Annotated in this window: 16 protein-coding genes; 10 read left to right on the top strand and 6 right to left on the bottom strand. The window is 52.8% G+C overall.

All coding sequences use genetic code 11. The features are described 5' to 3' along the window. Positions 1-3: 3 nt before the first annotated feature. Positions 4-246 (top strand): SixA phosphatase family protein, encoded by a 243-nt coding sequence (locus J9260_RS03600; RefSeq protein ID WP_425520114.1) that lies wholly within the window; start codon positions 4-6, stop codon positions 244-246. Positions 247-325: 79 nt separating this feature from the next. On the opposite strand, the gene J9260_RS03595 is transcribed toward J9260_RS03600, so the two are convergent. Both J9260_RS03595 and J9260_RS03590 read right to left on the bottom strand, forming a co-directional pair. After that, positions 326-2,779 carry an ABC transporter permease gene (locus J9260_RS03595; RefSeq protein ID WP_210219691.1) on the bottom strand — a complete coding sequence of 818 codons (2,454 nt, stop codon included), beginning with the start codon at positions 2,777-2,779 and terminating at the stop codon, positions 326-328. Continuing rightward, positions 2,776-3,444, bottom strand: a complete 669-nt coding sequence (locus J9260_RS03590) for an ABC transporter ATP-binding protein (RefSeq protein ID WP_210219690.1) — start codon at positions 3,442-3,444, stop codon at positions 2,776-2,778. Before J9260_RS03590 ends, J9260_RS03595 begins: the two co-directional genes overlap by 4 nt. 19 nt (positions 3,445-3,463) lie before the next feature. Between J9260_RS03590 and J9260_RS03585 the strand changes: the two genes are divergently transcribed. Continuing rightward, positions 3,464-4,084, top strand: a complete 621-nt coding sequence (locus J9260_RS03585) for an arylesterase (RefSeq protein ID WP_210219689.1) — start codon at positions 3,464-3,466, stop codon at positions 4,082-4,084. Here the strand turns inward: J9260_RS03585 and J9260_RS03580 are convergent. Beyond that, the gene (locus J9260_RS03580) at positions 4,078-4,668 is read right to left on the bottom strand and encodes a DUF938 domain-containing protein (RefSeq protein WP_210219688.1); all 591 of its coding nucleotides are present in this window, start codon (positions 4,666-4,668) and stop codon (positions 4,078-4,080) included. The genes J9260_RS03585 and J9260_RS03580 overlap by 7 nt on opposite strands. After that, positions 4,665-5,615: a 23S rRNA pseudouridine(1911/1915/1917) synthase RluD gene (rluD, locus tag J9260_RS03575; protein WP_210219687.1), complete on the bottom strand. Its 951-nt coding sequence runs from the start codon at positions 5,613-5,615 to the stop codon at positions 4,665-4,667. Before rluD ends, J9260_RS03580 begins: the two co-directional genes overlap by 4 nt. A gap of 63 nt (positions 5,616-5,678) precedes the next feature. Here rluD and J9260_RS03570 point away from each other — a divergent pair, with 63 nt between their 5' ends. From J9260_RS03570 to J9260_RS03535, 8 genes are all read left to right on the top strand, one after another. After that, complete coding sequence (locus J9260_RS03570) at positions 5,679-6,491, top strand: outer membrane protein assembly factor BamD (RefSeq protein ID WP_210219686.1); 813 nt, start codon at positions 5,679-5,681, stop codon at positions 6,489-6,491. Between the two features lie 192 nt (positions 6,492-6,683). Then, positions 6,684-7,292, top strand: coding sequence for an outer membrane beta-barrel protein (locus J9260_RS03565; RefSeq protein WP_210219685.1), 609 nt, complete (start codon positions 6,684-6,686; stop codon positions 7,290-7,292). A gap of 36 nt (positions 7,293-7,328) precedes the next feature. Beyond that, positions 7,329-8,036, top strand: coding sequence for an outer membrane beta-barrel protein (locus tag J9260_RS03560; protein WP_210219684.1), 708 nt, complete (start codon positions 7,329-7,331; stop codon positions 8,034-8,036). Positions 8,037-8,059: 23 nt separating this feature from the next. Continuing rightward, the gene (locus J9260_RS03555; RefSeq protein WP_210219683.1) at positions 8,060-8,665 is read left to right on the top strand and encodes an outer membrane beta-barrel protein; all 606 of its coding nucleotides are present in this window, start codon (positions 8,060-8,062) and stop codon (positions 8,663-8,665) included. Between the two features lie 96 nt (positions 8,666-8,761). Further along, positions 8,762-9,460 (top strand): ribulose-phosphate 3-epimerase, encoded by a 699-nt coding sequence (gene rpe, locus J9260_RS03550; RefSeq protein WP_210219682.1) that lies wholly within the window; start codon positions 8,762-8,764, stop codon positions 9,458-9,460. A gap of 70 nt (positions 9,461-9,530) precedes the next feature. Then, entirely contained in the window at positions 9,531-10,205 is a 675-nt protein-coding gene (locus tag J9260_RS03545; RefSeq protein WP_210219681.1) for a phosphoglycolate phosphatase, read from the top strand. Positions 10,206-10,295: 90 nt separating this feature from the next. Beyond that, positions 10,296-11,777, top strand: coding sequence for an anthranilate synthase component I (gene trpE / locus J9260_RS03540; RefSeq protein WP_210219680.1), 1,482 nt, complete (start codon positions 10,296-10,298; stop codon positions 11,775-11,777). 11 nt (positions 11,778-11,788) lie between these two features. Beyond that, positions 11,789-12,373, top strand: coding sequence for an anthranilate synthase component II (locus J9260_RS03535; protein WP_210219679.1), 585 nt, complete (start codon positions 11,789-11,791; stop codon positions 12,371-12,373). Positions 12,374-12,415: 42 nt separating this feature from the next. Here the strand turns inward: J9260_RS03535 and J9260_RS03530 are convergent, their stop codons facing one another. Continuing rightward, entirely contained in the window at positions 12,416-12,946 is a 531-nt protein-coding gene (locus J9260_RS03530) for a hypothetical protein (protein WP_210219678.1), read from the bottom strand. An 18-nt stretch (positions 12,947-12,964) separates the two neighbouring features. Continuing rightward, on the bottom strand, positions 12,965-14,029 hold the full coding sequence (locus J9260_RS03525) for an OmpA family protein (RefSeq protein WP_210219677.1): 1,065 nt from the start codon (positions 14,027-14,029) through the stop codon (positions 12,965-12,967). Between the last annotated feature and the right edge of the window lie 33 nt (positions 14,030-14,062).

Genomic DNA, 14,062 nt, shown 5'->3' with positions numbered 1-14,062 from the left:
CCGCTGAAGATCACACCCGATGAAGCACGCCCCCTCACCCCCAAAGGTCACAAGCAAGTGCAACGGGTTGCCCGCTTTTGCCAACGCCACGCCTTACTGCCCAGCCACTTGCTGTGCAGCCCACTGGTAAGAGCGTTAGAAACTGCGCTACAAGCCGACTTACGCATCTACACCGGGATGCTAGGTGAAATGGCTGGCGTAGAAGACGACCTAGTACTACTAGAACAAGTCGGATCAGAAAACTAAAATCATTAGTAACTTACCGATCTTACCCCCTCGCCCCGGGGCTGGGGGTGAGAGGTAAAGCGAAGCGGCATAAATAACGTCAGGCTTTCAACAACCCCAACGGCAACACATCCAACAACCCACGCAGATTCCAATACCCCGCCACCCCAACCAACACACTGCCGCTCACGCCGCCCACCAATACCGGCCAAACACTCAAATGTACCGGCAAATCAAACAAGAAATACCCCACCACAATCCCCACGCTCATTGCCAAAGCCCCTGCGAGTATCCCCGCCAAACCACCCAGCAACAAGAATTCCCCCCAAATCCGCCGTTGCAACAACCCGCGCCGCGCCCCCAACGATTTCAAAATGGCAATTTCGCGCCGCCGCTCGGCCTGTTGTGATTGCAATGCTGCCACCAACACCACCACGCCGGATAACAGGGTAAATACGAAAATACCCTGCACTGCCATGCTCACTTGCTCAATTAACCCGCGTATTTGCGCCAATACCGCGCCCACATCAATCACCGTCACACTCGGAAACTGCCGTATCAACGCTGTCACCAACGGCTTTTTTTCACCCAAATGAATGCTGGTAATGTGAGTCTGCGGCATGTTATCGACACTACCGGGTGCGGCAATCACGAAGAAATTCGGCTGCATACTGTCCCAGCGCACTTCGCGCACGCTAGTAATCGGCTGCGTCACCTGTTGCCCCGCAATATCAAACGTCAGGGTATCGCCCATCCCAAACTTCAAGGTTTCGCCAATGCCTTTTTCAATCGAAAAACCACTAACGCCCGTATCAAACCACTGCCCTTGCAGCAATACATTACTGGCTGGAAAATCCGCCGACGACGACAAATTAAACTCACGCTCTAACAAGCGTTGCGCACGCTGGTCTTCCAAGGCTTGCGGCGTAACCGGCTTGCCATTCACCGCCACCAAACGCCCGCGAATCATCGGATAAAACGCCGCATTCACGCTTTGCGCAGCTAAAAATTGCTGCAACGGGGCGACTTCTGCCGGTTGAATATTGATGAGAAAATGATCCGGCGCATCTGCTGGTAAAGTTTCCTGCCAGCGTTCCAGCAAATCGGTGCGCACCGTCGTCAGCAACAGCAAGGCAAACAACCCCGTCGCAAACACCACCACCAATAAAATGGCACGCCGCGAACGCCCCAACGCAGGCATCCAACCCCAGCCAGCACGTTTCCCCAAGCGTTGCGCCGCCGTCAGCAACCACACCGCCAACACCCAAAACAGCGTGACTCCAGCCACCAAGCCCAGCAACACCATTCCCGCTAACGCTATATCGCGTGCCTGTAACCACAGCAAACCCAACACCGCCAGCAACACACTGACCACTGCTACCCACAAGGCTTGTGACGGCTGTTGCAATGCCCCCTGCAAAATCTGCATCGGCGAGGTATTCACCAAGCGCAACAACGGCGGCAACGCAAACCCCAGCAACAAAATCACCGCCGTCAGCAACCCATTTAACGCAGGCATCGCCCCCGGAGCAGGCAACACCTTACCCAAACTCTGCGCCAACCACAGCCCCAAACCCCATTGCAATAACAGCCCCAGCAACACCCCAACCGCTGCCGCCAGCAATGCCGTCAACAACAACGAAACAGCGTGATCCCACAACACCTGTTGCCGCGACATCCCCATCGCTTTCAACACCGCCACCGCCGACAATTGCCGCCGCATCAAACTGGTTGCGGTCAACACCACCGCAGCTCCCGCCAGCACCACACTCAACACCGCCGCCAAGCCCAAAAACCGGGTGGAACGCTGCAAGGTTTGCTGCACCGAAGCCAAATCCTCTTTCACCGTGCGAATCCGCTCCGTCGGTTTCAGCAAAGGTTTTAACGTCGTTTGCCACTGCTGAATTTTTCGCGCATCACCCGCAAACAATTGGCTAAAACTCGCACGACTCGCGGGCGACAACAATTGCGTCGCAGGCAAATCTTCCGCGTTCATCAACACCACCGGGGCTAACTGAAACAGATTATTGCCGCGCTCCGGCTCATGCGTTAACACCTGCGTCAAGGTAAAATTGCTACGCCCCACCTGCACTTGCGCACCGGGCTTTGCCCCCAATGCCGCGAATAAACGCGCTTCTGCCCACAATTCACCGCGCCCCGGCAACTGCCCCGTCACGGTGATTTCGGGTGAATCCGGTGCAGGTGCAACGCGCAATTCACCACGTAACGGATACCCACCAGAAACCGCTTTAAGCTGGCTCAATTGCAACTGTTCACCGAAAGACACCATCGTCGGAAAACTGGTGGTGTGCGCCGTTTCCAAACCCAATGCCTGCGCTTGCTGCAAATAATCGGGTGTAATCGGGCGCGAAGACACCAGCACGACATCCCCTCCTAACAATTGCCGCGCCTGTTGTTGCATCGCATTTTCCACCCTACTGGCGAAAAAGCCGACCGTCGTCACCACCGTCACTGACACAATCAAAGCAATAAACAGCAACCGCAATTCCGGCATCCGCCAACGTTGCCACCAATGACGCAACAACAGTTTCATAACAAACGCCCCGCTTCCAAACGGTAATGCACTTGGCAACGCGCCGCCAGCGACTCATCGTGTGTCACCAGCACCAGTGTGGTTTGAAATTTTTCCTGCAAGGCAAATAACAACGCACTGATTTCATTACCCGTAGCCCGATCCAAATTGCCGGTCGGCTCATCTGCAAACAACAACTCCGGGCGCGTCACGAACGCCCGCGCCAATGCCACCCGCTGCTGTTCGCCCCCCGAAAGCTGGTTGGGGTAATGACTCAAACGTTCGCCCAAACCCACCTGCTGCAACGCCTCCACAGCCAATTGCTCCTTCCCGCTTTGCGTCCCCAATTCCAACGGCAACATCACATTCTCCAGCGCGGTCAAATGTTCCAGCAAATGAAACGCCTGAAACACAAATCCTACTCGTCCCAAGCGCAAAGCCGCACGCTGATCTTCGTTCAAACCGTGTAACGTTTGCCCAAATAACACCACCGAACCGCTGGTAGGCGAATCCAATCCCGCCAGCAAACCCAGCAAGGTACTTTTACCCGACCCCGACAAACCGGTAATCGCCACCGATTGCCCGCTGTCAATCGTCAGGCTTACGTCACGGAGAATTTGCAATTCACGCCCCGCTTGAGGGATAGTTTTCACCAAATTGATGGTCTGAATGGCTGTGTTATTCATTTACTAAGGAATCCGCTAGATGTTGCGTGTACTTTACCTGATCTTTGCGTTAAGCGGCTTTTTACCGTCTGCGACTGTGGTTATGGCGGCTGACGCGCCGACCGTACTGGTGTGGGGCGACAGCTTGAGTGCCGCGTATGGCATTCCTGTCGACAAGGGCTGGGTCAATTTATTGCAAGAAAAACTCAGTGATAACTACCGCGTAGTTAATGGCAGTATCAGCGGGGAAACCTCAGCCGGTGGCCTGACACGTTTACCGGAGGCACTCAAAACCCACCAACCCGCCTACTTGCTGCTGGAACTCGGCGCGAATGACGGCTTACGTGGCATCGACTTACCCACCATGCGCAGCAATCTGGAAGCCATGCTTAAACTCGCGCAAGCCGCGAATGCCAAAGTGATTTTGCTCGGCATCCAATTGCCGCCCAATTACGGCAGCACTTTTACCGAAAAATTCGCCGCCATTTACACCGATCTCGCCACGCAATACAACGCGCCGCTCGTGCCTTTTTTGCTCGACGGCGTAGCGGATAACTGGGATTTAATGCAAGCCGACGGCTTACATCCCACCGCAGATGCGCAACCTAAAGTGCTGGAAAACGTCTGGAAGGTGTTGGAAACGGTACTGCCCGCTCACTGACGTTGCCACACCAAAACCCGGTTATTAACAGGCATTTCAATATCGTGCAGCAACACCATGCTCGCTTGCTGCGCGAGTTGCGTCAAATCAGCCACATCGCGAATGCCGCTTAACGGGTCGCGTTGTTTTAACCACTGATCAAATCGTTCATTGCTGGCACTGGTGTACGCACCGTCATAGTTAAACGGCCCGTATAACACGCACAAACCACCCGCCGCCAAACATTTCCCCACTCCTGCAAAAAATGCCTGCACCGCCACCCACGACATAATATGCAGGGTATTGGCAGAAAAAACTGCATCCACCAACAGTTCAGGCCAAGGATCACTCAATACGTCCAAGCGCAACGGCGGTTGCACATTAGGCAATGCTGCCTCATCCAACCAAGCTTGAATCCCCGCATGATGCATCGCCCTATCGCTGGTATACCACACCAAATGCGGCAGATGCGCGGCAAAATGCACCGCGTGTTGCCCCGTACCGCTACCCACCTCCAATACCGCACACGCTTCACGCAATAACGGCGTAAGCACACTCAAAATCGGGGCTTTGTTTTCTTCGCAAGCATCAGAAAACGGTTTCATGGCTGCTCATCCCTCAATACAGTTAACAGCGTTGCCATGTCTTCCGGCATCGCCACTTCCCACTGCATCGCTTCACCACTGACCGGATGCTTCAAGCCCAAACGGGTGGCGTGCAGTGCCTGACGTGGGAAACTTTGCACTGCCAAGCGTTCGGTTTCGGTAGCTCCGCGCGGCACACGCGGTCGTCCGCCATAAACCTGATCACCCACAATCGGCATGTGCTTTGAGCTTAAATGCACCCGAATCTGATGGGTACGCCCAGTTTCCAACGAAACCCTCAATAAGGTGTGGTGTGCAAAACGCTCTTCCACCCGATAATGGGTAATCGCCTCTTTACCGCCTTCGACCACGGCCTGACGCTTGCGATCTTGGGGGTGTCTGCCTAAATTCGCCACAATCGTCGCACCCGCAACCACATTGCCGTGTACTAACGCGAGGTATTCGCGGCTCACATCACGGATTTGCAAGGCCGCTACCAATGAAGTGTGAGCTTCCAAGGTTTTTGCCACCACCATTAAGCCGGAGGTGTCTTTGTCTAAACGATGCACAATTCCCGCACGCGGCAACATTTCCAATTGCGGATTGTGATGCAATAACGCATTGACCAAGGTTCCCGACCAGTTACCTGCCGCCGGGTGTACCACCAGACCAACGGGTTTATTGAGTACCATCAACGCGGCATCTTCATAAACAATATCGAGGGGAATGTCTTCAGGTGCGAATTCTGTTTGCGGTTCCTGTATCGCATTGATTATGATCTCTTCGCCCCCGGTTAAGCGTTCCTTGGGTTTAATGATTTTATCATCAACGCTCACGTGACCACCTTTGATCCATTTTTGGAGCTGGCTACGGGAATACTGGGGATACAGGCTGGCGACAACCTGATCGAGACGCTGACCATCCATTTCTGGTGGTACTTTACTGACAAACTGTTGGTTTAGGGGCATTCTTAATCCGGTTAAATACGCTATACTTCAAAACTCATTCTATCATCATGTGTTGTTAAGCAAATGTCGATAAGCACAAAAAGATCCAAAGCTGGACTCTATCTGGCAGGTATATTGGCTGTGACGGGTAGCTTCAGCGGTTGCTCGGTGTTCTCACAAGCCACTTCCGTCTTTTCGCAGACTGAAAAAGACCCCACTGAGGGTTGGTCTGCTAATAAGATTTACGGGACGGCGAAAGAAGCACTGAATGGCGGCGATTATGAACGCGCCATCACGCTCTACGAAGCCCTAGAAGCGCGTTACCCGCTCGGTCGCTTTGCCCAACAAGCACAGTTGGAAAAAGCTTACGCCTATTACAAATACGACGAATCGGATTCCGCACTCGATGAAATCGACCGCTTTTTGCGGATGAATCCGAGTAGTAAGGATGCCGATTACGCGCTGTATTTACGTGGTCTGGTCAATTTCAATCGTGGCAGCAGCATTGTAGACAAGGTATTCCCGCGTAGCATTGCGGATTTGGATACCGTGCGCCAAAAAGAGTCCTTCCAAGACTTTTCGCACCTGTTAACGCGCTACCCCGACAGCAAATACGCACCGGATGCACGTGACCGTATCCAACATTTGCGTAATAGCCTTGCCGCTGCGGAAGTCAATGTAGCCAATTACTACATGATGCGGGGCGCGTGGCTGGCTGCGTTTAACCGTGCAGAATACGCGATTAAACATTACCAAGGTTCACCGGGCGTAGTCGACGCACTGGAAATCAAGGTAAAAGCAGCTCATAAGTTAGGCAAGCCGGATTTAGCGGCTGATAGCTTGCGCGTGTTGGAAGCCAACTTCCCACAACGTGCCGCCGCGTTAAAGCTCAAGTAAGTCTTAACGCCGTACCTGATGCATCACCTTCCCTGCAACGGGGAAGGTGGTTATTGCGCTCGTGATTACCTTCACCGCTTGTCGGATGCTTCCCGCAAACCCTTCCAATACGTTTACTCCCATAAGCTATATCTATATCATAAACCTCAACTGATAGACCCACATTACAATAAATAACAAGCAAGGGGCTTTATGAAAACGATCAATATTATGGTGTCCGGCATCCTCATCGCAGGCTTATGCTCGGGCCACGCCGCAATCGCAGCAGGCAATTCCCAAGCCTTTTCACCTATCGCACCAAGCAGTACCGCAAAACCGGATAACTACATCGGTGGCAGTATCGGAACTAGCAATTCAGACGGTTTTTGCACCACTCTCGGCAACTGCGATGCGGATGGCAAAAGCTGGAAGCTGTATTCCGGCATCCGCGTCAATGACAGCGTATTGTTTGAAATGGGTTATGCCAACCTTGGCGAACAGCAAGGCCAAGATACCAACGGTGCGGTTTCACAAAAATCTACTGCCGTCACTGCTACGGGATTAATGACCTACTCCGTGAATGAGCAAGTCGAATTATTCGGCAAAGCGGGGCTGGCACGCTGGAGCAACACTTACACCGACAGCACCGGTTCCAGCAAAAGCAGCGGTAACGATATGCTGGTTGGTGCGGGCGCGAATTACGATCTCGGCGACAATATGGGCGTGCGTGCCGAGTGGGAACGTTTCAAAGACATTGGCAGTTCAACACATAAGGGCGATGTTGATTTGCTCAGTGTGGGGGTAACTTTTTCTTCGTTATAGTGAAACCCGGCTAACAGGGTTGATTTGGGGGCTTGAATGAAAACACACTTTTCCTACGCATTAGCAGGACTTATGCTATTGGCAAACACCGCTGAAGCGGGCGGCGGCATGGAAGGTTTCGGCGTTCCATCCAATATGGACTTTTACGGCGGTGGCAGCGTTGGCACGACTTCGCAAGATGGGGCGTGCGGGAGCATTGCCAATCCCACGGGTTGCGAAGATTCTGATAAGGGCTACAAAATTTTCGGGGGCGCACGCCTTAAACCCAATACCGAACCCGGTGCATTGCCTAGCCTTGGGGTCGAAGGTGGCTACATCAATTTCGGCGAAAGTAGTGCAACTGGCGATTTAATGAATGTACGAATGGGGCTTAGTGAAGATCAAGGCGATATTACTTCCAACAGTGAACTCAGCGGAGTTTACGCTGCGGGTGTTGCTTTCATGCCAGTTGCTCCAAAAACTGAAATTTTAGCTAAAGCAGGGGTAATGCGCTGGAGTCAAAAAAATACTCGCCAACAAACAGTTATTGATGCTGGTGTCGTTGATCCTTTGGATGAACGCAATATTTCGACCAGCACATCCGACAGCGGTTTCGGCGGTTTGCTCGGTGTAGGGGCACAGTATCAGATGACCGATAACTTAGCCGTGCGCGGTGAATACGAACGCGGCTTCGGTATCGGTAAAGATTCCAACAAAACCGACCCCAGTTTGCTGAGTGTTGGCGCGGTATTTTCCACCTATTAAACGGCATTGCACGGAGCAACTCCATGAAAAAAGCATGGCTATTGCTGCTGCTTGCCAGCAGTGCCTGCGCGGAAAATGCCGCACCCACAGGCGACTTTATGAGCGGAACCAAACTGTACGCAGGGGCAAGTATAGGAACAGGGCAACAGGGTGACACCTGCAATGACCCTTTTTTCAATGGTGCTTGTGACGATGCGGATGGTGCTTGGAAGCTTTTCGGGGGTGCGCGTTTCGACCCTATGTTCGGTGCAGAAGTCGCTTACAACCAACTCGGTAAAACCAGTAAAAGCGGCACGAGTGGTGGCAGTGCCGCCAGTATGAGTAACGCTTTGAGCGGTATTAGCCTTAGCGGGGTTGGTTATGTGCCTGTCACGCCTGAAATTGAAGCTTTCGGTAAAGCCGGGGTTGTGATGTGGGATCGTGAAACCACACAAACCAGTGCAGGCACGACAACCGCCAGTAAAGCAGACGGCACTAGCCCATTGCTGGGTGGAGGAGCGCAATACCGCTTAAATGACAATTTGCACCTACGGGGTGAGTGGGAACACATGTTTAATGTCGGCTCGGACTCCGCCTATGAAACCGATGCTGATTTGTACTCGGTGGGTTTAATGTACTCGACTCTGTAAACCTATCTCTACCGGACTGGCTGCATTAGCGCGGTCTTTCCGGTAAAGTGGCGGCACTTTTGCCTTTTTGATCGCCACGTTTTGAGGAGAATAGTTATGGCACGTCAAGCTGATTTCATCGCACCATCCATTTTGTCTGCTGACTTTGCCCGTCTGGGTGAAGAAGTGGTTAACGTTTTAGCTTCCGGTGCAGACATTGTGCATTTCGACGTAATGGATAACCATTATGTTCCTAACCTGACCATTGGCCCCTTGGTATGCGAAGCCCTGCGCAAGCACGGCGTGACTGCACCGATTGATGTGCATTTGATGGTTAAGCCGGTTGACCGCATCATCCCTGACTTCGCCAAAGCGGGCGCGTCTTACATCACCTTCCACCCGGAAGCATCTGAACACGTTGACCGCACCTTGCAATTGATCCGTAACGAGGGTTGCAAAGCGGGCTTGGTATTCAACCCTGCGACTCCACTTTCCATTCTGGAATACGTGATGGACAAGGTAGACATGATCCTGCTGATGTCGGTCAACCCAGGCTTTGGTGGTCAGAGCTTCATCCCTGCTACACTGGGTAAATTGCGTCAGGCACGTAAGATGATTGATGATTCCGGTCTGGATATTCGTCTGGAAATTGACGGTGGTGTCAAACCAGGCAATATCCGCGAAATCAAGGAAGCGGGTGCGGATGCATTCGTAGCCGGTTCTGCGATTTTCAACGTGGCGAATAAAGCTGACCCGAACCATTACAATACCGTTCTGGCTGAATTCCGCAAGGAATTGGCGGCGGCAAAAATCTAATAAACGCAGAAGCGACAATCCGGTAGAGACGCAAGATTTTGCGTCTCTACGTGTTTTAGGTGACAAGATTATGTTCAAACCAAAAATGGTGTTGATTGACGTGGATGGGACGCTGGTTGATAGCGTGCCTGACCTGACGTTTTGCGTCGATGAAATGATGAAGCAACTGGATATGCCAGTACGTGGCGAAGCGGCAGTGCGCCAGTGGGTTGGCAATGGTGTGCAACGTTTGACCGAACGCGCCTTGACCAACGATCTGGATGGCTACCCCGATGCAGATTTGTTTGCGCGTGCCATGCCGATTTTCATGGAACTGTACGCGGAAAACACCTCAAAGCGCAGCCGTTTGTACGATGGCGTGGTGGAAGGGTTGGATTTTCTGCAAAGCTGTGAAGGTTTGAAGATTGGTTGCGTCACCAATAAAGCAGAGCAATTCACCCTGCCCTTGCTGACTGATTTAGGTATTGTTGACCGCTTTGAAATTATTATTAGTGGTGACACGCTGCCTGAAAAGAAACCACATCCTATGCCATTGTTACACGCGGCAGAAAAACTGGGGGTGAAGCCGGAAGATGCGGTGATGATTGGCGATTCCAAGTCTGACGTAAAAGCAGCGCGGGCGGCGGGTTTCAAGATCATTTGTATGACATACGGCTATAATCATGGCGAAGATATTCGCAACTATTCGCCTGATGCTGTGATAGACTCCATGACCGAATTAAACAACCTGATCAACTGCGCATGATGAAACACTTTCCGACTAAAACGTGGCGATGGCGTTCCTGCTGATACCCTGCTGGAAGTGTTTTGTTGACCGTTTTATTTGGAAGTTCTCATGAATCAGGACATCTTTGATACCTATATCACCCAAGGCTACAACCGCGTTCCTGTCCGCCGTACCATTCTGGCAGACCTCGACACCCCGTTAAGTGCCTACCTAAAACTCGCTGATGCGCCCTATTCCTACCTGTTCGAGTCCGTACAGGGCGGGGAAAAATGGGGGCGTTATTCCATGCTCGGCCTGCCTGCGCAAACCATCATCAAGGTGTTTGGCTTGCATGTGGAAGTACATCGCGCTCATCAACCCGTGGAAAGTTTCGACGTAGCTGACCCGCTGACATGGATTACTGAATTCCAGCAGCAATACAACGTACCCGACATCGAAGACCTGCCGCGTTTTAACGGCGGGCTGGTCGGCTATTTCGGCTACGAAACTATCCGCTACATCGAGAAAAAGCTCGCTAAGGGGCGCGAAAAACCCGACCCGATTGGCACGCCCGACATCGTATTGATGGTATCGGATGAGGTCGTAGTATTCGACAACCTGCGCGGCGAATTGCACCTCATCGTGCTCGCGGAAGCCAACGGTTACTCGCAAGCCCAGCAACGCCTCGACGCACTCGAACGCCAATTGCAAGAAGCCCGCCGCCTCTACCAACCCGCCCCCAAAGCGACACAGGTGGAAGAAAGCGACTTCATTTCCGGCTTCACCGAAGACGGTTTCAAGCAAGCGGTGTTGGATGCCAAGGAGTACATCAAGGCGGGCGACATTATGCAAGTGGTGCTGTCGCAGCGCATGAGCATTCCGTTTGCCGCGCCACCGCTGGATTTGTACCGTGCCTTGCGCCGCCTCAACCCGTCGCCGTACATGTACTTCCTCAATCTGGGTGATTTCCACATCGTCGGTTCTTCGCCGGAAATTCTGGTGCGCCTCGAAGATGACGTGATTACCGTGCGCCCGATTGCCGGAACGCGCCGCCGTGGTGACACTGAACAGCGCGACAAGGAACTCGAAACCGAACTCCTCAACGACCCCAAAGAACTTGCCGAACACCTGATGTTGATCGACCTTGGGCGCAACGATGCCGGGCGCGTCAGCGAAATCGGCTCGGTCAAACTCACCGACAAAATGATCGTGGAACGCTATTCGCACGTCATGCACATCGTTTCCAACGTCACCGGCAAACTGCTGCCGGGGCTGGATGCGATGGACGTGTTACGCGCCACCTTCCCCGCAGGCACCGTCAGCGGTGCACCGAAAATCCGCGCGATGGAAATCATCGACGAACTCGAACCCGTCAAGCGCGGCGTGTATTCGGGCGCAGTCGGCTATCTGGCGTGGAACGGCAATATGGATACCGCGATTGCCATCCGCACCGCTGTGATCAAGGATGATGTACTGCACATCCAGGCAGGTGCAGGTATCGTATATGATTCCGTGCCGCAATCGGAATGGGACGAAACCATGAACAAAGGCCGTGCGGTGTTCCGCGCTGCCAGTGCTGCATTATCCGGCTTGAACGGCAAACATAAATAAGGAGGGTGAACATGAAATTGCTAATGGTCGACAACTACGATTCGTTCACCTACAACCTCGTGCAATACTTCGGCGAACTGGGTGCGGATGTGCAGGTAGTGCGCAACGACGAAATCCCCGTCGAAGCGATTGATGACATTGCCCCCGACAAAATCGTGCTCTCACCGGGGCCTTGCACCCCAACGGAAGCGGGTATTTCCATCCCCACCCTGCTCCGTTTTGCGGGCAAAATTCCCATATTGGGCGTATGCCTTGGGCATCAATCCATCGGGCAGGCGTTCGGCGGCAAGATCATCCGCGCCAAAGAAATCATGCACGGCAAAACCTCGCAAGTACACCACAAGGGTGTCGGCTTATTCACCGGCTTGCCCAGCCCGTTTGAAGCCACGCGCTACCATTCGCTGGTGATTGAGCAAGCAAGCATTCCCGACTGCCTAGAAATTACTGCGTGGACGGAAACGGCGGATGGCAAGCTCGATGAAATCATGGGTGTGCGCCACAAAACGCTGCCAGTGGAAGGCGTGCAATTCCACCCCGAATCAATCCTCACCCAACACGGGCATGACATGCTGCGGAATTTCCTGGAAGGGAAATAACCGCCATCCATATTCTGAGTTGCTTACTCATGAGTGGGCAACTCATAGTTTCTGGACTGCATTGTTAGCAAGTTTTTTCAGCAGTTCAAACTGCGGCGAGCTTTCCTGAATATCCAGCCTAACTGGAGACAGTGTTACCATGTAATCACCTTTTGCAAGCCCCAAAATAGCCACGCCTGTGGCAGTTCCATATTGGGGGTTTGCCTGTTGAATGGCTACTGCGGCTTGATCACCCAGCCCTTCCAAATCTATGACCTGATAGCTTTCCCCCGGATCAATGCTGCTATGCACGCTCGCTGGTGCAGGCAAGACTTGAAGAATGAAGCTGGGAATCCCGGTGGCAGGCCAGATACATCCCTGAACGTGAGGAACGGCTGAATCGGGTTTTCCTGCCCCGACAGATTTACCAAAAAGGCTGTCCACTTCTACTTGGGTCAAGAGGTTGCATACATCGACTGGTTTGATCTCACTCGCCTTTTCAGCCTGAGGTTCTGTTGCGCCTTTACCGCACGCAGAAAGGGGCAACAACGTCAGGAAAAATACAGTAGCGAAAATTTTATTATATTTTTTCACTATCACCTCTCCTTGGTTTTAACGCTTGACGATTTCAACCCGACGGTTTTTAGCGCGGCCTTCTTCGGCATCATTGCTGGCAACTGGAGCCGCCATCCCAACCCCTTGCGCAGTCAGACGCTTGGCATCAATGCTGTATTCCTTACCCAACGCCCGAACCACAGACTCTGCGCGGCGTTTGGAAAGGTCAGCGTTGTAAGCCAACTCGCCCTGATTGTCAGTGTGCCCGACTACCAGCACATTCAACGCGGTGTCTGCCTTGAGCATTTTGGCGATTTCTTCCAATTGTGGTTTGGAATCAGGCTTGAGGTCGGCTTTGTCGTAGTCAAAATAAATGCCGTACAGCGCGATATGCCCATCCGTGCCAATGCCTTTGCCCATGTCTTCGGCAGGAACAACCGTCACCATACGTTGTTCGCGGGGCTTGCTTTCACTCGTGGTCAGGATCAATACCGTGCGCCCGTTTAAGGCTTTGCAATACAGGTCGTCTTTCACGGTGTAGGCCAGCAAGGCCAAATGCACCTCGGTGTTATCCGCTGTGGTCATTTTCATCGCGGCATAACGCTGGCTGGAACGCCCGCTATTGAGGCTGCAATTGCCATTGGTGAACGCAGGTTGTTCCATGAGATTGGGCGGATACAGTAATTGAATCATGCCCGAATTATCGCCGCCCGAATCTGCACCACGGCTGGCATCCCCACCGCACTCCTCATCTTTACACTCAAACAGCACGCTGCCACTCTTGCCCGTCACTTCGTCTTGGTAGTTACGAATCACTTCCAAGGGGCTGCGCTCGGCAGGGGCAACGTAAATCGTGCGGGTCAATTTGCCTTCAAGCTTCACGGCTTGCGGCGGTAAGTACAGATGGTTGTTGTGCCCATCAAGCTGTTCGGTTTTTTCCAGCTTGGACGTGGGCAAACTGAATTCGTCGAACGATTGCTGCACCTGATCTACGATATACGACCCGTCATAACGTTTGAGGTAAGGTAAATCGGCAGTTTTTTTCAGGTCTACATTGGGGATGGTGGCATCAGCCATTGCCAACACAGGCAGCAACAAGCTGACTAACAACAAATTACGCATAATATTCCCTCGTTTTTCCGTATTCTATGGATG

The sequence above is a fragment of the Thiothrix unzii genome (assembly GCF_017901175.1).
In the GTDB taxonomy this organism is placed as follows: Bacteria; Pseudomonadota; Gammaproteobacteria; order Thiotrichales; family Thiotrichaceae; genus Thiothrix; species Thiothrix unzii.
This window is presented reverse-complemented; position numbering and strand designations above follow the sequence as displayed.

Coding starts and splice junctions, on each gene's coding strand:
- J9260_RS03590 (WP_210219690.1), bottom strand. CDS start 3,444: ATGAATAACACAGCCATTCAGACCATCAATTTGGTGAAAACTATCCCT.
- J9260_RS03535 (WP_210219679.1), top strand. CDS start 11,789: ATGAAATTGCTAATGGTCGACAACTACGATTCGTTCACCTACAACCTC.
- J9260_RS03545 (WP_210219681.1), top strand. CDS start 9,531: ATGTTCAAACCAAAAATGGTGTTGATTGACGTGGATGGGACGCTGGTT.
- rluD (WP_210219687.1), bottom strand. CDS start 5,615: ATGCCCCTAAACCAACAGTTTGTCAGTAAAGTACCACCAGAAATGGAT.
- J9260_RS03580 (WP_210219688.1), bottom strand. CDS start 4,668: ATGAAACCGTTTTCTGATGCTTGCGAAGAAAACAAAGCCCCGATTTTG.
- trpE (WP_210219680.1), top strand. CDS start 10,296: ATGAATCAGGACATCTTTGATACCTATATCACCCAAGGCTACAACCGC.
- J9260_RS03560 (WP_210219684.1), top strand. CDS start 7,329: ATGAAAACACACTTTTCCTACGCATTAGCAGGACTTATGCTATTGGCA.
- J9260_RS03570 (WP_210219686.1), top strand. CDS start 5,679: ATGTCGATAAGCACAAAAAGATCCAAAGCTGGACTCTATCTGGCAGGT.
- J9260_RS03595 (WP_210219691.1), bottom strand. CDS start 2,779: ATGAAACTGTTGTTGCGTCATTGGTGGCAACGTTGGCGGATGCCGGAA.
- J9260_RS03525 (WP_210219677.1), bottom strand. CDS start 14,029: ATGCGTAATTTGTTGTTAGTCAGCTTGTTGCTGCCTGTGTTGGCAATG.
- J9260_RS03565 (WP_210219685.1), top strand. CDS start 6,684: ATGAAAACGATCAATATTATGGTGTCCGGCATCCTCATCGCAGGCTTA.
- J9260_RS03585 (WP_210219689.1), top strand. CDS start 3,464: ATGTTGCGTGTACTTTACCTGATCTTTGCGTTAAGCGGCTTTTTACCG.
- rpe (WP_210219682.1), top strand. CDS start 8,762: ATGGCACGTCAAGCTGATTTCATCGCACCATCCATTTTGTCTGCTGAC.
- J9260_RS03555 (WP_210219683.1), top strand. CDS start 8,060: ATGAAAAAAGCATGGCTATTGCTGCTGCTTGCCAGCAGTGCCTGCGCG.